Annotated in this window: 17 protein-coding genes; 13 read left to right on the forward strand and 4 right to left on the reverse strand. The window is 35.8% G+C overall.

Features of this window, described 5'->3' with window-relative positions; all coding sequences use genetic code 11:
• Positions 1-246: 246 nt before the first annotated feature.
• Together M2265_RS26405 and M2265_RS26410 are read left to right on the forward strand one after the other, a co-directional pair.
• On the forward strand, positions 247-603 hold the full coding sequence (locus M2265_RS26405; protein ID WP_132773615.1) for a hypothetical protein: 357 nt from the start codon (positions 247-249) through the stop codon (positions 601-603).
• Between the two features lie 392 nt (positions 604-995).
• Positions 996-2,081: a serine hydrolase domain-containing protein gene (locus tag M2265_RS26410; protein ID WP_132773617.1), complete on the forward strand. Its 1,086-nt coding sequence runs from the start codon at positions 996-998 to the stop codon at positions 2,079-2,081.
• 201 nt (positions 2,082-2,282) lie between these two features.
• On the opposite strand, the gene M2265_RS26415 is transcribed toward M2265_RS26410, so the two are convergent.
• Positions 2,283-4,484 (reverse strand): TlpA family protein disulfide reductase, encoded by a 2,202-nt coding sequence (locus M2265_RS26415; protein WP_132773619.1) that lies wholly within the window; start codon positions 4,482-4,484, stop codon positions 2,283-2,285.
• Between the two features lie 105 nt (positions 4,485-4,589).
• Positions 4,590-5,726 (reverse strand): hypothetical protein, encoded by a 1,137-nt coding sequence (locus tag M2265_RS26420; protein WP_132773620.1) that lies wholly within the window; start codon positions 5,724-5,726, stop codon positions 4,590-4,592.
• A 195-nt stretch (positions 5,727-5,921) separates the two neighbouring features.
• On the opposite strand from M2265_RS26420, the gene M2265_RS26425 reads away from it, so the two are divergent.
• The 4 genes from M2265_RS26425 (at position 5,922) to M2265_RS26440 (ending at position 10,088) form a co-directional block, all read left to right on the forward strand.
• Entirely contained in the window at positions 5,922-6,425 is a 504-nt protein-coding gene (locus M2265_RS26425) for a YfbM family protein (protein WP_132773622.1), read from the forward strand.
• 242 nt (positions 6,426-6,667) lie between these two features.
• Entirely contained in the window at positions 6,668-8,881 is a 2,214-nt protein-coding gene (locus M2265_RS26430; protein ID WP_132773624.1) for a sensor histidine kinase, read from the forward strand.
• Entirely contained in the window at positions 8,874-9,503 is a 630-nt protein-coding gene (locus M2265_RS26435) for a response regulator (RefSeq protein ID WP_132773625.1), read from the forward strand. The genes M2265_RS26430 and M2265_RS26435 overlap by 8 nt, the downstream gene beginning before the upstream one ends.
• A gap of 111 nt (positions 9,504-9,614) precedes the next feature.
• Positions 9,615-10,088, forward strand: coding sequence for an LIC11966 family surface protein (locus tag M2265_RS26440; RefSeq protein WP_132773627.1), 474 nt, complete (start codon positions 9,615-9,617; stop codon positions 10,086-10,088).
• A gap of 262 nt (positions 10,089-10,350) precedes the next feature.
• Here the strand turns inward: M2265_RS26440 and M2265_RS26445 are convergent, their stop codons facing one another.
• The gene (locus tag M2265_RS26445) at positions 10,351-11,661 is read right to left on the reverse strand and encodes a hypothetical protein (RefSeq protein ID WP_132773628.1); all 1,311 of its coding nucleotides are present in this window, start codon (positions 11,659-11,661) and stop codon (positions 10,351-10,353) included.
• A gap of 474 nt (positions 11,662-12,135) precedes the next feature.
• On the opposite strand from M2265_RS26445, the gene M2265_RS26450 reads away from it, so the two are divergent.
• From M2265_RS26450 to M2265_RS26470, 5 genes are all read left to right on the forward strand, one after another.
• On the forward strand, positions 12,136-12,846 hold the full coding sequence (locus M2265_RS26450) for a hypothetical protein (protein WP_132773630.1): 711 nt from the start codon (positions 12,136-12,138) through the stop codon (positions 12,844-12,846).
• Between the two features lie 206 nt (positions 12,847-13,052).
• Positions 13,053-13,613: a hypothetical protein gene (locus M2265_RS26455; RefSeq protein WP_132773632.1), complete on the forward strand. Its 561-nt coding sequence runs from the start codon at positions 13,053-13,055 to the stop codon at positions 13,611-13,613.
• 334 nt (positions 13,614-13,947) lie between these two features.
• Positions 13,948-14,280 carry a hypothetical protein gene (locus M2265_RS26460; RefSeq protein ID WP_132773634.1) on the forward strand — a complete coding sequence of 111 codons (333 nt, stop codon included), beginning with the start codon at positions 13,948-13,950 and terminating at the stop codon, positions 14,278-14,280.
• Positions 14,281-14,312: 32 nt separating this feature from the next.
• Entirely contained in the window at positions 14,313-14,657 is a 345-nt protein-coding gene (locus M2265_RS26465; protein WP_132773636.1) for a hypothetical protein, read from the forward strand.
• A 668-nt stretch (positions 14,658-15,325) separates the two neighbouring features.
• A complete protein-coding gene (locus M2265_RS26470) occupies positions 15,326-16,393 on the forward strand; it encodes a serine hydrolase domain-containing protein (RefSeq protein ID WP_132773638.1) in 1,068 nt (355 codons plus the stop codon).
• A 241-nt stretch (positions 16,394-16,634) separates the two neighbouring features.
• On the opposite strand, the gene M2265_RS26475 is transcribed toward M2265_RS26470, so the two are convergent.
• The gene (locus M2265_RS26475; RefSeq protein ID WP_207902512.1) at positions 16,635-17,645 is read right to left on the reverse strand and encodes a GntR family transcriptional regulator; all 1,011 of its coding nucleotides are present in this window, start codon (positions 17,643-17,645) and stop codon (positions 16,635-16,637) included.
• Positions 17,646-17,889: 244 nt separating this feature from the next.
• Here M2265_RS26475 and M2265_RS26480 point away from each other — a divergent pair, with 244 nt between their 5' ends.
• Positions 17,890-21,027, forward strand: a complete 3,138-nt coding sequence (locus M2265_RS26480; protein WP_132773639.1) for a SusC/RagA family TonB-linked outer membrane protein — start codon at positions 17,890-17,892, stop codon at positions 21,025-21,027.
• Between the two features lie 14 nt (positions 21,028-21,041).
• The gene (locus M2265_RS26485; protein ID WP_132773641.1) at positions 21,042-22,610 is read left to right on the forward strand and encodes a RagB/SusD family nutrient uptake outer membrane protein; all 1,569 of its coding nucleotides are present in this window, start codon (positions 21,042-21,044) and stop codon (positions 22,608-22,610) included.
• The last annotated feature ends 6 nt before the right edge of the window (positions 22,611-22,616 follow it).

Raw genomic sequence — 22,616 nt, forward strand, 5'->3', positions numbered from 1 at the left:
ATTATTGAAACCTATTAATCTTATAGTGATAACGATCAATCCTTTCCAATCAAAAAAAAGATTTACCTAGCCATTTCCACCATTCACAGATTTTTTAGTTTGTTTAGTTTAATTGCCATAGGGCAGGTACCATTTACACCCTACTTTTGAATCAACAAACAAATAGAACTGCAAAGCAGGCATCAGGGTTTGAGTTGGTGTATTTGAGGCTGATGCAACTTAATAACAATATAATATAAAGACATTATGAACACTGTAGCAAAAACATTCGCAGCAGCCTTGATCGCAGTATCAACATTCACTATTGCAGCAGCCAAACCAGTAGGAGATAACTCTAAAAAAGCAGTAGTCAATCTATCAACTGCAGATCTCGCGATTGATCATTACGTAGCGGTTATGACAGAGGGGCAGTCGGCAGGAGTGGAGCAGTTTTTCACTTCAGATTTTAAACAGAAAGTTCATGCATCAGAAGATAAGACCAATAGCCGTTCAGAAGTAATTTCATTTTTGAAAAAGCAAAAAGGCGAGCAGCTGAACTGTAAAACAAGCACCACAATCGTTGAGCAATCCAGTGACTATAGGGTCGCAAAAGTAACCCAATAATTTGAAGGGTTTACCAAGATCGATTTAATCACGTTTGTCAATGATGGAGGGAACTGGAAAGTATTCCAGTCCATCAACTCGTATAAGTAAGTAAAGTTTGAATACATATGTTTAGTAGAAGCCACATCGAGAGATTTGGCTTTGTTTGTTCTTATTTTTAGCCGAGCTGCACGCAAATCTTTCAGGAAGGAGTTGCTTTCAATGCAGAGCTACTCCTTTACTTCTGCAGTAGAAGTAAAAAGTATAATTAGCGACTTATTCAGGTTATTTAAAATATCAAATTCAAATGATCGAAATCTATTCGGTATGTAACCCTAATTTAACAAAAGCTGTGCAAGATCAAGTATGGAGAAATGTAGTATATTTGAGTGTTACATCCAATTATAAAATCAATGCCTAAGACAATCATTTTTTCATTATTAATATTTTTATCTATCTCAGTGAATGGGCAAGATTTCACCCAAATTGCGGGAAAAATTATGGAAAGAGATAGCATTCCTGAAATGGCATTTGCTGTCGTTACAAAAGACAGCATTATCATTAAAAAGGTTTTAGGACATCATAAAATATCTGAAATAGATGATAAATCGGATGCTAACTTATCAGATTATTTTCATTTAGGTTCAAATACAAAAGCTATAACAAGTTTTGTGATCGCAAAATTAGTCGAAAGCGAAAAAATTGATTGGAACACCAAATTCTTTAACCTTTTTCCAGACCTAATCGTTGGATCACACACAAATTATAAACATATAACATTAGCAGATCTGCTTGCTCATAAAGCGAATATACAGCCTTTCACAAGCGGAGCTGCATATCAAAAACTTCCAAAATTTACCGGAAATAAACAGGAAATGCGTGAAAAGTTTTCCCAATATGTATTAACGCTTCCTCCATTCGATAATAGTAATAAATACAACTATTCAAATGCAGGATATAGTGTTGCAACTTTAATGGCTGAAAAAGTTAGTGGAAAATCTTGGGAAGAATTAATCAATATATTTCTTAGTGAAGAATTAAATATTGACGTCGCTTTCGGTTGGCCCAATAGAAACTTCGAAAATCAGCCCTTTGGACATTGGTCTGAAAATGGAAAGATTGTCTCAATTTATTCTGATAATGATTACAATTTAAAAATGGCTGAACCTGCTGGAGATTTGAGTATGAATATTGAAAACTATGCAAAATTCATCCAACTAAATTTGCTAGGTTTAGCTGGACAAGACAATTTTTTAAAATCTAGGACTTATGAATTTCTTCATACTGCAAGCGATGAATACGCATTAGGCTGGGGTAATTACACTAAAAATGATGAAGAAATTTCAGAACACGCCGGGTCGGACGGAACATTTTTTTCCTATTCACAAATTGACCGAAAAAAGCTAATAGGTTATATTGTACTAGTGAATAGTGGCGCTGAATCAGCTCAACTTGGTGTCTTCGAAATGATTAATCATCTAAAAAATAACAAAAAATGAAAATCCAAGTTGAAGTTGTCTTTTAGACAGGGAGACTACTCACAATAAAGTGGTTTAAACCAATATATTCCTTTGGTAAAACACCACTTAGTTACACTTAGCTTTAACTTGTCCGTTAGAATTGAAATCAACAATAAGAAATAGGAGTATTAAAGTATATAGCCATTTTAAATATTACAACTATAAGCCTATTTCATCTGTTTATAGCTTACTTAATTCCAAGACTAAACTTTCCCAGTCAAATCCAAATTCTGTAGGAATCAGTTTCCCTTCTGGTGTTAGGATGTATTTGCTTGGATATCCACGGACTTTATAATTTTGTTCTACTTTAGAATCGGACACCAGTACCGGTATTTCATAATTATTGTTCGTTAAAAAGCGTTGCACTTTTTCTTTTGTATCGTTGCAGGCAATGCTCATAAAATTAATTTTACTCATTTTATCCTGCTTTAGTTCCAGGTAATACTTGTTTAGTTTTGGCATTTCAGCAACACAAGGGCCACACCAGGTACCCCAAAAATCGACGACGGTCCATTTTCCAGCCAATTGTGCGGATGAGAATTCTTTATCCTGCATATCTTTTAGCAAAAAGGATGGTGCATCTGCAAGTTTTGAAATAATCTCTTTCTTGAAAAAATCATTGAAACTGCTCTCAGCATAATTTTCTCGATAAAAAGATGATAAGCTTTTAAAACTACTCGCCGGATTATTCAAAAACTCTTGTATATAGTTTTGAAGAGCCACATCCTTTTTACCCCTCTTACTTAATAACACCATATAATTGTCACTGTAGTTTTCTTTTGATTTTAAAAAGACGCGGTCATAAAAAGTTCCATATTCCTTTTCAGCCGAATTTTTTGGAGAATAATAGGCCGCTTTTTCCAAAAACAGGAGCGCGTGATCTTCTTGGTCTACTGGTGTCTTTTCATACGCCAGATAATATGCATAAGCTAAATGAGCTTTTTGTAGGAAACGTTTCTTATTTACCTCATCTTCATATAGTGCTGTAATTTTATCGATTATTATTTGCATCGTCTGTGCATCATATCTACCATGTTCAGAAAGGATCTTCTGAATCAAAAGTGCATACCGACTGGCATTTCCTTGATTCCAGTACTCATTATCCATATCGAGCACTTCATTTTGGATTTGCTTAAGGCTATCTATATTCTGAGTCTGCATTGCCTTCGCCCATAAGTACATTGGTCTAGCCGCCACTCGCTCTCTCTCGCTAAATTGATTGGCAATAAGATCGAGCTTTTGCAGAGCTGAACTGTTTAGAGACATGATGTATTGACTTAGCGTTTGTTGTAGATATTCGAAGAGTTGCTTATCATTCAGGAGTGGTATGATTTCCTTAAAGTCATTGTCTGAGATATTATCGAATGAAACTTTGTTGCTCAGATGGTAAGTCCCGGCCAGCAACTTTGGAGATATGGATGATAAAGCATCATAATACTGCTTATCTCGAAAGCTTTGCAAATGTCCAAGTTTATTTTTAACGTAATCACGATTTCCTGCATATTTCGCTTCGTATAGCTCTATATACCGTTGTAATTTAATACTATCTGTTTTATCATTTGTATTTATTGCATTGCTCCAATAGCTACCTTTTACGAGCATATCATAATAATCATTTTCAATCGCAGCTGCAGTATATTTGCTCGCACGTTCTATTGAACTGGAAGAGTGGCCGTTTATCTTTTTGCCATTCGCATCTAAAAATGAATAGTTAGCTATTCGATTTTCATCTCGTACAAGGTGGGTTTTAGGATCAAAGCTGGTACTTCCTTCCGTTGTTGAAGAGCTGTCGCTTTGCGAATAGTTGACGGCAATTTCAGACTTATTCTGTTTTACCATATGGTATAGTAGACCATTTTTTGTGATATCAGATTTCTTCAATGCATTTTCATCCGAAGATGATAATGCCGCAAAATAGAGAGATTGCAGCAGGTTACCGTATTCTGAAAATGTATTGGTTATGGCATTTTCAACAATATCATCTTTAATTTCCCATGCAGTAAGTTGCTGTCTTATCTCATCCTTCCATTTCAGCGTATCTATGCTTATTACTCCCTTATTGACTGTAAATTGCAAAGGTTTTGTCAAACCATAGATGTCGGAGATCGCGGCTGTCGAAGCCAAGAAATTTTCCCCTTTGTTCAGGTCTTCAGTAGAAAATATACGGTCTCCATTTTTACTTTCAAAACCAGTTACGCGCAATTCCATAAGATCACCTTGGCTGGCTACCTTCTTTAGTTTTATTAATGCTATATAATAGGTTTTTTCATCAGCATTTCGGTTGTAATTGCTGTTTTTTTTTACGATATAATGAACGGTTGGCTTCTTTTGTGCCACAGCCACTTGTACACACAAACTGACCACTAAGAGTAAGTACTTCATCGGTTAATTGGTTAAATTACTCTAATGTAAGAAAATTAATTGAAGTAGTTATTTACCAAGTAATTTTTAATTACTCTAGTGGCGTATGTTTTCTTTTGAGCTTATTTAATGATTTTGTTTACCTGTTTTTGGGGTCTTAGTTAGGTTTGGAATGAAAACCAGATAGTCATAACCTTTTATAATTCTTTCCAGCGTCAAATCCTCCACTTTAAGCTTCTTTTTAGAAATAGCTTGTTTCAGAGGTCTTAAATCATAGGTATACCAATTGTCATCTTTCACAACGGTTAAGAAAGGTTTATATTCGTCTAAATCAGCCAATGTTTCACCTTCACCCTTTCCGATAATCATAATATGCAATGACTTGCGGTAATTTGCCTCTTCAATATTATACACTAGGTTTCCAATATCAAATACTTCCATTAAACTCTCTCCTTTAGGCATGTGATTAGCACCATATTTGAATAAATTCTTTTTGTCTCTCCATTCAGGGAGTTTTTCAAGAATCAAGTGTTTCAAGTATTGAATTCTTAAAGGATGAATTCGATTTAAATAAAGTTCTTTGCTTAATTTGAGTGCTTCAAGTTGCTCTTTTTCGTTTGCTGATAAATTTAGAGCGCTCAGTGCGTCCAATTTAGCCCGACAATCATCAGAGAACAAATAGAATGTGGTGTTGTTTTTTGTGTCATAGGCAGCCGAATTAGCGATCATCTGCTTATAAATTTCTATTGCTTTATTATTTTTGGATTTTTTACTCAGTTCAGAAAAGAGTAACTGGTCTGAAAATAAACTAATTTGTTCAGCTCCATATATCTTGATGTTCTGTTGAAGTATGTTTTTATACAAATCAAACTCAGCCTCACCTTGTAAAAAAGATAAAGCAGAACCGTTTTCATTGCGGAATTTATCCAGTTCAGCAGGGGATAAGGATTTAATTTTTGTTGATATGGTATTGATTGTATAGGGATCAATTTCCATAAAATAGTTGTCGAACTTAATACTATTTACAATCGCATTTGTGAAGTAAGGGATTTCACTGGTGAAATGGTATTCGCCCAATAACACAGAATTGTTTTTGCTGATTTCACCCTGAAGGGTAGTCCATCCTTTTCCTTCGAATGCGTTGCTATTATTTTTTTTAAAAGTGGAATAGTTTTTTTGAATTAAGCTATCCATTAGTGAGGTTTGCGCATAACTGAAATTGGCAATAAAAAGGCTAAGAATAAGTAGTTTGGTTTTCTTCATATTTTTTTTAGAAAGATACAACATATTGATAAAATATATCACTACTTTTCATCGATGCATTTTTTTTTTAAAACAGGTTGATAAGATCAGGTTGTCAATCTTTTTATTAACTAAGTTTTAGTCAAAGTCAAAGTAAAGTTGAAATATCAAAACTCTTTGCTTTAGAATAAAATTAAAATTAGTTAATTTTATTGGATGGGAATAATACAACAATATCTACGGATAGACCAAAGTACTTTACTGCGTTATCTTGATAACAGTCAGTTATTGGAAGATGACCTTTTTTCTACTTCTAATTCTGAAAAAACAAACCTATTAGACATCGGTAAAAGCTGGGATGGCTTGTTTTACGTTGTTACAGGTGAACCCTTAAATAATTACAAAATAGTGCCCCCACCTTTGCAATGGCTAATATTTGGCCCCAATATACTTGACGTGGAACAGGATATGGGATATGGCCCTGCGAAATACCTTACGTCACCCCAGACTGAAGAATTATTAGAAGCTGTGAATGACATCTCTGAATCCTCTTTATCAGATCGATTTGATGCCGAAAAAATGAATGAGGAAGGTGTTTATCCTGAATTTTGGGAAGATCCTGAAGCGCTAAATTATCTGATTCAGGAATTCCGAAAATTGAAAGAATTTTTGCAATTAGCGGTAGCAGAAAATCAAGCTGTGATTACCTTCCTTTGTTAATTTTATTTTAAGGGCCAGAAGCTATATCAGCATTTTTCTCGCCGCTCCGAACATCAATAAGTACAAGATGCTGTAAAATTATAGCAAATCGAATGGAATATCTTATTATTGTTTAACTATTTTGTCTTTTTACGTGCATTTCAACAGTCTTTTCATATTTTGGTTTAATTATAAATTGTTAAAGAAAATATGATTATAAAAAGATGTTGTTCCTGTCCTAAATCTTGCTTTCAAAAGCAAACATGAAAATCTGTACAGTGAAGAAGTATTTAGTATTAATTTTAGTGATGTTTTTCTTCGGGAAGATTAGTGCTCAGAGTGCTGTTGAAACCGCTGCAAGTGAATATCATCAGGTCGCTGAAGGCAGTGAGCAACAGCTACTGTTGGCGGGCAAATATGCGCATGCACTTTTTTTTAATGGTCAGCAAAAGGAAGCGATGGAGTTGCTGCAAAAAAATATAGCTAGAGCATCTAAAAAGCTTGACGGACAATACGCTGCACAGCTGTGTGGTATTGCCGCAATGAACAGCAAGATACTAGAAGATAATACATCCGCTAACAGATATCTCGCGCAGGCTAAAATATTTGCAAAAAAAACCAAAGAGCTGAGCATTAAAGGATATGTGTCGTATTGTGAGGGTTGGATGCATGCGAGGAATAATCAGGAGCAACAGGCGATCCGATGCTTCCAGAACGCTTTAGTGTTTTACGATCAAGCCCCTCAGACAGATATCGTTATATCTAGAAAAACTGCAATTTATAAGGAGCTATCATCGATCTATTCAAACTGGAAAACATATGACTTACAGGAAAAATACGCTAAACTTACTCTGGAAGTCGCTAAATTAAGAAATAGACCCATGGATATTTTTGACGCTTACATGTCTATGGGATATAATTATCAGGAGCAGTACATCAATCAGCCCGAAAATGAGCATCTTCGTAATCAGTCTGAAAGTTATTACCTCCAAGCTATTAAATTCTATGAAAAGAACAGCTCAACAATGGCTGTGCCCTCTGACTTATCTTTTGCAGCAATTAACCTAGCCAATCTGTATTTACAGTATTATCCGGCGTCCTATAAAACAAAATCGCTCCAGTATGCGCAACAGGGACTAGAAGTTGGACAAAAAACAGAACAATATGCTCAGGTAGCTTCGGCTTATGGAATAATGGCAGAATATAGCATGAAAGAAGGTGATACAGAAACCGCAAAAAAATACCTCCTTGCTTCATTAGCCACGCTCATGAAAGATACTGTAATAGAAAATACGATTGCCCTTAGCTTATATCAAAAGCTCGCAGAGGTATATGAGACAGAAGGTCAGTATCATGAAGCCTATCATTACTATAAACAATATGTTAAGCTCTACGAAGAGGTTTTCAATGCAAATAAAATGGAACAGGGGCGCAGATTAGAAGCGCAGTTTGAAAAAGAGAGACAGCAACAACAGTTGATAAGACTGCGATTTGAAGCCGAAAAGAGAAAACAACAAATCTCGTTGATGCATGCGCATAATAAGGCGCAGCTGCAGGATTTGGAAAACTTAAAATTAAATGAAGAAATTCAGCGTCAGCATATAGAAGTTATCCAGCTAGAGGCAGATAACAGAGGTAAAGAACTTAAACTTTCACGTGTTGAGATACAGCAGCGGGCAGCACAACTTAAAACTTCTCAAAAAGAACTTGCATACAAATCAAAAATAAATTCAGTCTATTTTTTCCTTATCCTGACATTTATCATAGCTGCCATGTTGATCTATTATGCTTATCGCCAGCATCTCAAAACATTAAAACAGAAAGAAAGCCTACAGGTTTTGGTCTCCATGTTAGAGGGGCAGGAAACCGAACGTTCACGTATTGCCAGAGATCTTCATGATGGATTAGGCGGTATTTTGTCCGGGACAAAAATCACTTTATCCGGTCTTACGCTATTGAATGAGAATGATTCCAGTAGAAATACACTGAATAAATCTTTAGATCAGCTCGATGTTGCTGTAGTCGAGTTGCGCCGCATTGCACATAACCTTATGCCTGAACTATTGGATAAATATGGCTTGGAGGAAGCTCTTAAAGAATATGCTGAACGCATGAGTAACGATGAGCTTGAGATTTCCAGTCAATTTGTAAAGTTGGAAGCCGACCTTTCAAAAGATAAACAAATAGTCGTCTACAGAATAATCCAGGAGCTGGTAAATAATGCGGTGAAACATGCTCAGGCTTCACAGATTATAGTGCAACTGTCGCAACACAATGATCATATCCTGATCACTGTGGAAGATAATGGAAAGGGCTTTGATCCGCATCGTGCAGATGGAAAAAAATCAGCCGGAATTCACAATGTACAGTCTCGCCTCGAATTTTTAAGCGGGAAGATGCATATTTATTCCCGTACCGGAAAAGGTACAAGTATAGAAATAGAGTTTCCGATAAATAATAATCCTTATTATGGTTAATATAGTAATTACTGATGATCATCCGATGATGCTGGAAGGTTTAAAAAATATTCTAGAGGCAGAACCCGATTTTAAAATTTTGGATTGCTTTACAGATGGTAAATCAACACTAGAACGGATTAAACGGATTAATCCTGATATATTATTGCTTGATATTAATCTTCCTGATACGAATAGTATAGAGTTAGTCGCCTTATTTAAGAAACGGTGTCCACACATGAAGATTGTTGCTATCAGTGTTCATAATGAATACGCTGTCATTAATAGTATGATCACACAAGGTGCGGACGGATATATCCAAAAGAATGCTTTAGGACCGGAGATTATAGCAGGTATTCGGAGCGTGTGTCAGGGAGAACTTTTTTTGTGCGCGAAGACTAAGTTAAAAATGAGTAAGAAAGATAATATTGGTCTTCAAAATGTACCTAAGCTCACGCGCAGAGAGAAGGAAATATTAATGGAAGCAATCAAGGGATCAACTACCGTTCAAATCGCCGAAACTTTATTTATCAGTCATCATACAGTTGAAAGTCATAGAAAGAATCTCATCGAAAAATTTGAGGTTAAAAGCATTGCATCTGTCATCAAACTTGCACTTGAATATGGTATTCTTCGTGACTAATGGTCAAAAAACCACTACATTCAGGGATTTGCTGAAATTTTTTCATCCTTTAAATTTGTTTATCCTTCAGAAGAGGTTTTAACAAATTATCAACACAAAAAATAAAAAGAGATGAAAAAAGTGATTTCAGGAAGTGCTGCTTTAATTATGTTCTGCACACTTTTAAGCTGTGGCCAAAAGAAAGATGCAGTTGCCTATAACAATGAACTGATGACGATTATCAACAGTGAAGAGGTACATATTAGCGAAATGAACAGCGCAATGCAGTCAAAAAAATATGATGAAGCAGGAAAAGTAGCCCTAAAATGGGACCAAGCTGTAAAAGAAGACATTAAAAAGGTTGAAAAAATTGGCGATTTCAACGGTGATGACCAATTGCAGCAAGCCATTCTAAAAGGGTTGAAAGGTTATGGTAAAATTGTTTCAGAAGATTACCCAAAACTGATTAACATTAGAAAGAGTACTACCCAAGATCCGGTGGTAGAACAAGGATTACTGGACAATATTAATAAGGCATTTGAAGATATGGCAAATGGTGTCAATGTCGCTTCAGATAAATTTGAAAAAGATTACGCCAAAAAATAGGTGGACATAAGAATAAATAAAATAGTCGGTGATGGAGATCACCGGCTATTTTATTTATTACCCCTTACGCTTTACTAGCTTAAACGATCTTCTTCAATCGGCAGCATACTTGCTTTCTCTTTAAGAAACTTCCATTTATACCCTTCCTTTACTGGCATAGGGAAAAACTGTACCGTTGAGGTTTAGCCGTAGAAATCATAAACTCTCAATCCAATGTCATCAAAGGAGAGTGGACCATCCATTTACCATTGGAAACTTTTTATTAAAACTTTTTTAAAGGTAATTTCAGTTGCTGCATGTTGGATACCAATGGTTTTAGGTGAGATTCACGATCCATAAAAACCGCTGATATTTTATATATTCCAGCAGACAAACCGTCAGGAAAGAAAGGTACATAAGGGTACTCATCCACATCTTCGTTCTCACTTTTATCATGAAAAATAACGAACTGTTTTTTTTCAACATCCCATTGTACCATATTGTCATCAAGCACAGCTCCGGGTTTAAACCACTTTTCATCCGCTTTATTGGCTTGTATATCCTTTGGGTTTTGTGGTGGTAGTTTTAAATATCCTGTATTGTAAAGAGGGTAGAGGAATTTGTTACCATTCTCATTTTCCAAAAGAATGTAAATTTTTCCGTTATATGATTCGAATATTTTGTTGGAATAATTGTTCAGTGCAATACAGAAATAAAAGCGATCATCTCCACTCTGAGGATCTATCATTACCAGGTTTAGGCCATTGTTATTCTCCTTATAGTGAAGTTTGCTGATGTCCATCTTTAACTCTGACACATTGACCCATTGTTCTAGTGTTTCAGAAGCAGATTTATATTTTATTTTTAGCCACTCCTTTCCTTCAAAAGCGGTGATCTCAAGAAAAGCTCCTTTTTCGACAAAGCTATTAGAAACAGCTTGATATCCCGGCTCATTGTATAATCGAAGCCTGGGTACCTTTACTTCAATTATAGGTATATTTTTATCTTCAAAATTTTCTAGTTTTACACTTTTTATACTCCCATCCACATTATACATACGGATTTGATATTGGTGAATTGCAAGTTCATAGTCATGCAATACCTGTGAATCGCCAGCACTATACAGTTCACATTGCTTATTAAAACCGAATTTTATCCATTCTTGCGCATTGCTATAGCTGATGATCATGCCAGGCTCTTGCTTAGTGATGATAAGTTTACTGAATTCATGGTTCGGATAGTTGAGTTCCCTATAAGATGAAGATTTAGGCTCAAATAAAAATATAAGGGCATCATTTGACTGATGTTCATCCGAATTGAGAACTAGATCCATATACCCGTCATTATTGACATCGTAGGTTTCAATAAAAGACAGCGTACGTTTCCATTTTTTGAGTAACACAGTTTTATTATTATTATTATTATTATTATTCAGCTTTGCGACAATACCTTTTTCAGTTTCATCGACAGTAACGGTAACAGCTTCGTTCACTTCGAAAGTAGGAAACCGCGATTGTGCCTGTGTGCTCAGATTATCAATAAAGGAAAAAAGTATAAGACCGAACAATTTTTTGTATGCTGTAGAGAATGCCATCTATCAAACCTACGCATATCTTGTTGACAAAAACATCCCTGAATATAGTGTAGTTTAGGTCACTTTCTCTCTCGCTCAACTTATAACCTGTCTAAAATCAATTAGATTTAGCTGTGGTGTCTATTTTATTGGCAATCAAAAATAAAAAATCAATGATGTAATATTAAAGGAAATCAACAATGACCTAATATAAAGAAATGATAAGAAGGGACATGGATAAGAGTACAAGACAATTAGACGAATTAACAAGTATCCGAAACCTGAATAGCAATATTAACCAAAAACGAAGTCTGAAGATTGCTGTTCTCTAACCTAATTCATATTTTAGTAGTTACTATGGTTAAGTTGATATTTTAGAAATCTTATAGACGATGGCAGAAATTGATCTGAATGGGGCAAGATAAATCTTAGCGAAAAGCTCAAGTCCTATTTCGTAGCTTTGTCAAAATATTATAGTTTGTAACTTTATTTTAAATGAATAAAAAACATCTGCTTGCATTACTTCTCCTCACGATAACTCATTTTACGTACGCGCAATTTGCAGAAATTATCGATAAAGATGGTTATGTAAATGTGAGGAAACAACCCACAGTTACTAGCAAAATTGTTTCAAAAATTAACACTGAGGAGATTGTCTATGCATTTCCCGATGAAAAACTTCGGGATTGGGTCATTGTTGATTATACCGATCGTCAAAATGAGAATATTACTGGATATGTACACCATTCTAGAATTAAACTAATTGAATCCTATGAAAAGATCCCAATTAAATCCTTTAATGATAGCATTGCAAAATTTATATCGAAAAATGTGACTGTCGAAATTAGATCCGAAAAATTTGATTACAAAAAAAATAAAAGATACTTTTCATCGACAAAATATGAGGATTATACCGTTGAAGACATATTCAAAGGACAGCAGGTATGGGGAACTGATGGTACGATTCCTATAAGTCATTATACATCCATAAAAGCCACGATAAAAGGTAGAACTATCCAAATCCCAGAAAAGGAGATCGAGAATCTGTTTAATGTAAACAGTGAGTTTGCAGCATGTTACTATGACAATCCAAATGATACTTTATACATTACTTCTGTCAATGGTGATGGTGCAGGAGGATATGCTGTATTGTTTAAGATTGAAAAAGGGATCTATAAAGCCCGAGTTGTAACAATGCCTTTTTAGCATAATTAGGAAGATTTCAGTTTTTGATTAATAATGCAGAAACAACGCTAAGTACATAAAAAAATAATCAAAAAAATATTTAATTATAGGAGTCTTATTACTTATCACTTCACTAAACAAATAAAATGAATAACATTAATAAATATTTTTACCGCTATATTATTTTCATTTTAATTTCAGTCCCAATGCATCTATTCTCCCAAAGTATGAAAAATAAAAACAAGTATACTTACGAGGTTAGAGAAGAAAAAGGGGACTTAAATCATGATGGCAAAATGGACAGAGTAACTGTGAAAATGGATACTGTAGATGAAACAAGACCATTAAGATTGCAAATTTTCCTCTCTCAACCTAATGGAAAGCTAACTTTGACAGTATCCTCAGATAAGATCATTGAACCGCAGTATCCTGCTGAAAAACAAGGTGAGTTTAATGGTTATCAAATTCCTAATTTCTTTATTGAAGAAGGGATTTTAAAAATGTGGAGCGAAATTAAAGGCGGAAATATTACCTATCATTTCAAATATAAAAGAGGAAATTTTGAATTGATTTATGTCGATAAGCTTACATATGACGCGCCCCAATGTTATATTGATGAAAATACAATATTCACAGAAACAAAATTTGACTTGATTACAGGTACTAGAACTGAATCCGATGAAAAATTAGGTTCAACTAGACCACTTGCAGTCCGAAAAAAAAGAGTTTTAGTACGACCTTTACCCAAAATACAGGATGTTAAATTTTCGGATAAAGATCTATATTAACGATATTTCTTCGAATATTGACATCATGGTACAAAGGATAATGATAAAAGTTCATTTGCCCATCAGACTCTTTATTTAAGTATAAACTTCACAATGGCAGGAGCCAACCAATAGATGAAGGCAATTGGAAAGTAACTCAATCCATCAACTAGTACAAATGAGTTAAGTTAGAATGCACATGTTTCGTTAAAGTCACGTCGAGATGTGGCTTTACTTTATTCCATTTCTAAAGTTTTGGACGATATCTTTTTCTTCTTAAATAGAGGTTTTGTTATTGTCGCGATTTATAACTTATAAGCGTTATATTTAATATAAACACTAAATAATTTAAATTATGAATAAAACTTACCTATTAATATGCGGCCTGTTGACTGTTGTAATTCTATTTTATGCCTGCAAAAAAGACAATAAATATGAAGAGCTAACTCAGCTTGCGGACATAAAATTACAGGAAGCGATTAAGCTTGCCGAAAATCAATCTTGCAAACCGATAGAAGAATGGCGTATAGATACCTTTTCTTACCGTTATGTAGCGGTGCATCCAAGTTTTGAAAAAGAGTATAGTAAATTGATTAAAGAATACAGAAAACTTTTTGAACAGGCCAATAAAGCGTACAAGCCAGGTAAAAGCGGTGCGATTGTTTGTAATATTATAATACTTCACTAGTTGAACTACCTCCACACTTTGGTGTCCGTTGCATGGATGGTAAGATGATTGTATTATTGGCTACAGATCTTGAGCTAGTAGAGATTAACCAAAGATTGGAAGTGCTATTTCCCAAGGTAAGGGATTTCTTCAAAGATACACCTTGTACTGATCCAAGTAAATGGGGGGTAATCACTTTACGAAAAGACTGTGAATTTATACCTATAGCGATCACAGATACACCTAACTTTAGAACTTTTGCAGAAATGGAACAGCAATACAGCTCTTTAAATGCCGCTAAGTTATGGTTGACTCAAGGAATGGGCTGTCAGTCAGTTAATCCCAACTCTTCCAAAAATGTAGTGTGTGTGGATGGCAAAGCCAGTATAAAATTATAAAGTGCTTTAGATAGATCTTCGGAGGTGAAATTTTTAATATAATGCAAATGTTATTTTGTTTACGTTCAATATCGTTGCTTCAGTAACATGCTTTATCCTGAAAATGAAATACTACATGTAAGTTTACTGTATCGTTTATATTAGCATAGGATTTCAGGTAATTATGTTATGGGAGGTATAAGAGGTTGGGCAATATTGACTTGTGAAGACATGCCTACATAAATTGTAAACGTGATTATATCAATACGCTAGCCTAAGCGAAAAAATTAGTTTAGAATTTCATTGGAGTGCAAAATGCTCGCAACAAGAATCGCGAAGGAAGAGATTAATGTTGCATTATAAATTTCCCGTGAAGAGCCCCGAAGATCTCTACGTAATAAGATTGAAAAACTGAAATAGAACTTTTTTTTGTATACAGAACCGCTTGGATGACCAAGCGGTTTTTTTTTGTGCTAATAAAAGAAATTCTCAGTAAGTAATGATTTAAAATTTATAACAAATACAATAAACCTGTTAAATTAATTATGATTAACCGACTTCTTAGAGTGATTTACCGATAATAATATGATATTCACCTCTTTTGGATGTGATATCGTGTAATATTATCTTAGTTTTATTGCTGTACATTTTTAGATAACTGTTGTAATTCTTAATGAAAAACCTAACTGATGAGAAGATTATTTTTAATACTAATTTTAATTTCTGTTTTTGGCATTTTGTCAGCTCAAGATTTTAAAGAAAAAATTGATAGCATTATTAAAACAGAATTTATGCAGGAAAACGAACCAGGTGGAGCTTTTTTAGTTGCTAAAAATGGAAAAGTGCTTTATAAAAAATCTTTCGGGAAAGCCAATTTGGAATTAGATGTTGATATGACTATCAACCATGTGTTTCAAATAGGTTCCATGACCAAACAGTTTACCGCTGTTGCTATATTAATGCTTGAAAAACAAGGAAAATTAACTGTAAATGATCCAATCTCTAAGTTCATTCCTAATTATCCATCTGGTCATAAAATTACGATAAAACATTTGTTAACACATACGTCGGGAATTCAAGATTTCACTAAAATGAAATCTATATCAGATATTGCTCAAAAACAGATGACCCCTGAAATGATGGTTAACTTTTTTAAAGATGAGCCTGTTAATTTTGAAGCCGGAGAAAAATTTGAGTATAATAATTCAGGCTATATTGTACTTGGATATATAATAGAATTAGTGTCGGGCATTACTTATGAGGATTTTATACATAAGAATATTTTTCAAAAAATTGGAATGAATAATTCCTATTATGCTTCAGATCGAAAAATTATAAAATCTAGGGCATATGGATATCATCAAAAAGCAGATGGTTTTGTTAATAAAACATGGATCAATTTTAGTGTCCCATTTTCTTCAGGCTCTTTGATGTCAACATTAGAAGATTTATTAAAATGGCAAAATGCACTAAATGATAATCAGGTATTGGATTCATTAAGTCTTAGTCAAGCATTTAAATCATATAAATTAAACAACGGTGAAGTCAGTTCGTATGGATTTGGCTGGCATATTAAAGAAATTAATGGTATACCTACAAGAGAACATGGAGGCAGTATTTTTGGATTTAAATCTATGGCCGTTTACATTCCCAGTAGAGATATTTATATTGTTGGATTGAGCAACTGCGATTGTCACTCACCTACAGAGTTGGTTCGGGAAATTGCTAAGATTACACTTGAAGTTATGAAACAATAAAGGCTTCTCAAGGATTGATAATATTTTGTATAAGCTGGTAAAGCTTTCTATTCAACTAGCTATAATTAAAATGAAAAAACGAGATATTCAAAAGTATTTAATTGATTTTTAATGTTTCTGAAAATATAACCGTTTTATAAACAGGCACTTAATTGCGAGCTGACCCTACCAAGAATAAAGTGGCATTTACAAAAAAGCACAGCTTATCCGATCTTTAAATGCTAACTGTACCAAAAATTAATTATAGTGAATTTCGGATAATAACTTGAGTAGGGTTGCGAAAATTTACAATTTTCTTTTGAAGTATAACTTCAGCAGTAGTTTTTCCCATTGCCTGAAAATCAGTAGAGATTACGGTAATTCCTCCCTCGAGAATCTCTTTAACATCTGTATCATTGTAAGAAATAAGACCAATATCGTAACCTAATGTAAATCCATGCTTTTTAGCTAATTTGATCAGTGATACATCGTCAGAATCGTATCGACTAAAAGTAATAAAGGCAGTATGCTTTTCAAATTTGTTTTCATCTACTTCCGACTGGATATTATATTTAACGTTGAACTCCTCGCAGTAACTAATAAAGCCTTTGATTACGTGCTTCGCATGTAAAGCTTCGGGGTGTGCAATAAGTACAAGATTCTTATATTTTTTAATATTATCCTGTAGAAGACTAAGACTATTGTAGATATCGTATTCGTAGTCTTGGTAAATACAGGCATAAAGACCAGAAAGCTCCAATTGATTGTAATCAATAATAATCCGTTTGCTAGGTGGAACAAGATTTATTATTGAAGAGGGATCTTCTTTTAGAAATGTGACAATAACAAAATGTGTATAATTATTAATGTTTTCAGTGATAATATTTTTGAAAACATTAAAGTTATGGTGGTGAAAGTAAACATCAATATCCGCAATACCTTTCGTTTCAGCAAGCAAAGATTGATAAATCTGTTCACGCATAGGATTCATTTTATCGAGAAGAAGCAGGATACGATAAGAATGTTGTACCTGTATTTTCTTTACATAATACCCTTTGCGGTATACCGATTCGATTACACCTTTTTCAAGCAAATAATTAAGCCCTTTCAGCACAGTCTCCTTACTCATGCTGAGTTGATCCTGTAATTGTTTTAAAGAAGGAATACGATCTCCGATATGAAGGTCATTCTTTTCGATCAACGCATAGATGTGATCTACCAACTGTAGATACTTCATACGTGATCCATTACCTATTTCGTTTGTCGTGGACATGTGCGTGAAAGTCATATATAATAATAACAGTCAAACTTAGATAAACTTGTTTTCATATGCAAGTTCAGATCATATCATAGGATGAGTTTTTTTAACGATTTCCGTGTATATAAAAACTAGTTCTGAAAATAGAATTCTTTTTTTATCATTTTTTTTGCGAAAGCAAATATAATTTATAATTTTATAAAAGCAAACCAGTCTAGACCAGACTAGTTTAGGGAAGATAACTAATTATAAATATATTATGACTCTATTTCATCTAAGGACAGCTTGGCTGTTTTTAGGAATTCTTTTCATTTCTTTCTCCTCCTTTGGCCAGCAGTCTAGGTCTGCGAAGGGAAGAGTAGTAGACGTAAAGGGCATTCCTTTAATCGGGGTTACTGTTTCTAATCAAAATAAATCCGTCAATACCTCGACAGATTCTATGGGTAATTTTTTAATATCTCCAATTTTCAAAGATGAGCTCCTGCTGTTTTCAATGATCGGACATGTAGTTGTAGAACAGGCTGCGGTATTGGATAAGCCTATGGTGATCACATTATTGTCAAATACCCAAATGCTTGATGATGTCGTCATAATTGGTTACGGTACTACAACAAAACGCGACCTGACCGGCGCTGTGGGTCAGGCTAATCTGACGGATATGCGAAAAGCGCCAGTAGCGAATTTTGAAGAAGCATTGGCTGGACGGGTAGCTGGAGTACAGGTAAGCTCGAATGATGGGCAACCGGGAGCGGAGCTTAAAATTGTTATTCGAGGCAACAACTCAGTCACTCAGGATAATTCTCCACTGTATGTAGTTGATGGATTTCCTGTGGAAACTTCCGTCGGGAATATGATCAATCCAGAAGAAATAGCATCCTTAGAAGTGTTGAAAGATGCCTCTGCCACCGCTATATATGGAGCAAGGGGAGCCAATGGTGTGGTGCTGATTACAACAAAAAAAGGTAAAGTGGGAGCACCAGTCATTAATTACAGTGGCTGGGTAGGGCTTAATCAGGTCATCAAAAAACAAGAGGTTCTCGATCCCTATGAATTTGTAAAATATCAATTGGAACAAAATCCTGTGCTTTATACAGGTATTTATCTTAAGGAGGGGAAGAAGCTGGATGATTATAGAGATATGGAAGGAATCAATTGGCAAGATAAGATATTTCGCAATGCCGTTACACACAATCATACACTTGCCATGCGTGGCGGCAGTGAGCTTACGCGATATGCAATCTCAGGATCGGCACTGGATCAAGATGGGATTATTTTAAATAGTGGCTTCAATAAGTATCAGGGGCGGATAGTCTTGGATCAGACCATAAACACAAAATTTAAAGCGGGAATAAACTTAAATTATACAGCCTATAAACGATACGGTACAGTTGTGTCCGAATCTCAGGTAAGTCCAACGGCTAGCCTGATGTATGGGATATGGGGATTTAGACCGGTCACTGGAAGTGATTTGGCTGATGCATCGTTAATAGATGATCTCTTTGATCCAGATATGGACCCCAGTGCCGGTACAGATCTACGTATCAATCCTTATCTAGCTGTGCAGAATGAGTATAATCCATTGTTCAGCACTAATCTAACTGCCAATGGTTATCTGGAGTATAAACTGGCAAAGACCTTAACATGGAGAACGACTGGTGGTTATACTCGGATAAATCAAAGACGAGAAGTATTTTTTAATTCTCGGTCTAGAGGAGGACATCCATATACAAATAATAAAGTAAACGGTTCGATCTGGAATAACGAGATCACAAACCTGTTAAATGAGAATACACTGTCTTATGATAAGAAATTTAAAGGAGGACATCGCTTAAGTGCTGTAGCAGGGTTTACCTTACAGGATATTCGGAATTACACCAATGGTTTTTCATCTATCCTGGTACCCAATGAGGCATTGGGTATCAAAGGACTGGATGAAGGACAGGTGACAACGGCCCCGATTACAGATCAGGCCAATGGACTGGTATCCTATTTGGGACGTGTTGACTATAATTACCGGTCACGGTATTTGTTGACACTTTCATTCAGAAGTGACGGATCATCAAAGTTTCCTAAAGCAAATAGATGGGCTTATTTTCCTTCGGGATCTTTTGCCTGGCGGCTGAAGGAAGAAAACTTCCTCAAGTCATTGACCGTAATCAATGATGCTAAAATACGGGTAGGTATAGGCTCGACCGGCAATAACCGGGTATCTGATTACGCGTCACTTAGTGCATTGCAAATGAACCCAGCCTCAGGTTATAGCATTGGTAATAGCGCTGGCCAAGGAATGGTGCCGACCAACTTGGGAAATCCAAATCTGAAGTGGGAAACCACCGTACAGACCAACGTAGGACTTGATGTCTCCCTATTCAAGAATCGGGTATCTCTAACCACAGATTACTATCATAAGGAGACTCGTGATCTATTGTTAAATGCGACTTTGGCACCTAGTATGGGATTCCTGACCGGGTTCAAGAATATTGGTCGAGTATCCAACAGTGGGATCGAATTTACTTTAGAAACCAAAAATGTACAAACTCCAAATTTTTCATGGAATTCGAGCTTTAATATCGCATTCAATAAAAATAAAGTGCTCGAACTGAATGAGGGGGAACCAAGCCTTGCTACCCGTGTTACATGGGGCAACTTTAACAATGCATATCCTTACATCGCTATACCGGGACAGCCAATTGCTTTGTTTTACGGTTATCTGTTTGACGGAGTATATCAGTATGCAGACTTTGACGAGGCCAATGGCAGTTACATATTGAAGACAGGAGTGCCCAATAATGGTGTCCCTAGAGCAAATATTGAACCTGGAGATATCCGGTTTAAAGATATTAATGGTGATGGGCAGGTTGACAACTACGACCTGACGATTATAGGCAATCCAAATCCAAAGCATATTGGTGGATTCAATAATAACTTCATTTACAAGAATTTTGACCTGAATGTCTTTTTACAATGGAGCTACGGAGGTGATATCCTCAACGCCAATCGTATTGAATTCGAGGGAGGAGATCCTGTCGCTCGTGGTTTCTTAAACATGTTTGCCTCTTTTGCAGACCGATGGACCCCAGAAAATCAAACCAATGATCTCTATCGGGTTGGTGGACAGGGGCCCGCAGTGTACTCTTCCAGAACGATCGAAGACGGGTCTTATCTGCGCCTCAAGACGGTGTCTTTGGGATATACCTTCGATGCCAAGCAGCTCAAAAGAATACGAATGTCATCGATACGAGTATACATGGCGGCTCAGAATCTGATCACCTGGACTAATTATTCTGGACTCGATCCTGAAGTGAATACACGTCCCGGAGCATTGACTCCGTCGTTTGACTGGTCTGCTTATCCACGACCTCGTACAGTGACACTGGGACTTGATCTTAATTTTTAAACTAACCCTCAATCATGATGAAAAGCATCTATATTTTATCCATATGTATGGTCTGTCTAATCAGCTCATGTTCCAAATTATTGGACAAAGAACCGGATTTTGTGACGACTGAAAATTATTTCAAGAGTGAAGACGAATTGATGAATAGTCTACATGGCGTTTATAATCGGTTGATCGATACGTATGGTCGTATGTACAGTCGAGGACTCTTCAGCTACTTTGTCCTCAGTGATGAAGCTTATTTTAAGAATATATCCATCAACAATATCAGAGTGATGGTCATGAATGCAGCAGATCTGGACATCGGTAGATTATGGGAGACGTTGTACGAAGGAATAAACAGGTCAAATCTATTATTGGAAAATGTAGATCGGGTGGATATGGATATCACCAGGAGAAATGCCATAAAAGGTGAAGCACTCTTTATGCGTGGATACTATTATTATGTGTTGACTGATCTTTTTGGTGAAGTTCCTCTAAAACTGTCGTCTACCCAATCTCCAAATGAAGCATATCCTACCCAAGCGACTTTGGCAGTTTTGTACGCACAAATTGTGAAAGACATGGAAGAGGCTGAAAATCTGGTCTACGAAAGTGGAGAAGTCGCTAATGAAAGAGTTTCCAAAACAGCGGTCCAAGCAATGTTGGCTCGGGTATTTCTAAAAATGGCTGGTCAGCCACTTAATGATCAATCCCGCTATCAAGATGCCCTCCACTATGCTGATAAAGTAATCGCTTCTGGAAAACATGAGCTCAATCCTGATTATAAGCAAATATTTATCAACCATTCACAGGATATCAATGATGCTAAAGAATGTCTTTGGGAAGTGGGCATGTTTGGTAATAAGATAGGCAATATTGATCAGGCTGGGATGGTCGGTATTGAGAATGGAATAGAATGTCCTGATGAACGTATTGGATATTCCGGCGGGGCAATGCGGATCACAGCCAAGTTGTATGATCTATTTGGTCAAAAGGATACCATTAGACGCGATTGGAGTATCAGCCCTTATCGTTTTGTAGTCGCTTCTGGAACGACCTCACGGCGATACCATACTGCGGCGCAGGTGTACGAGCGGAATCCCGGCAAATGGAGACGGGAATATGAGATAGGTACCAAAGCACGCAGTTATAATTCGACTAATTTTCCGATGATCCGTTACAGTGATGTGCTGCTGATGAAAGCCGAAGCCGCAAATGAAGTTAATGGATCGCCTACAGTGGAAGCCTATGAAGCCGTCAACCAAGTTCGCAGAAGAGCTTTTGGTACACCTTCAAGTATGGTAAACAAAGATAGTGATGTACCCGCAGGATTGGATAAAATTGAATTTTTGCAATATATCCAAGATGAACGTTTGCGCGAGCTCTGCTTTGAGGGTATTAGAAGACATGATCTGATCCGTTGGGGAATCTATGTGCCAACTATGAATACACTAGGAAGAGATATTTCGACCAACGCACCTGCGGCACATCGGTATGGCGGTAATGCAGGTCTGAATGCAACTGAAAGAAATGTGTTATTCCCGATCCCCAACACTGAAATTACCATCAATAAACAGATTGTCCAAAATCCAGGTTGGTAAATCTGG

The sequence above is a fragment of the Sphingobacterium kitahiroshimense genome, assembly GCF_025961315.1.
Lineage (GTDB): Bacteria > Bacteroidota > Bacteroidia > Sphingobacteriales > Sphingobacteriaceae > Sphingobacterium > Sphingobacterium anhuiense.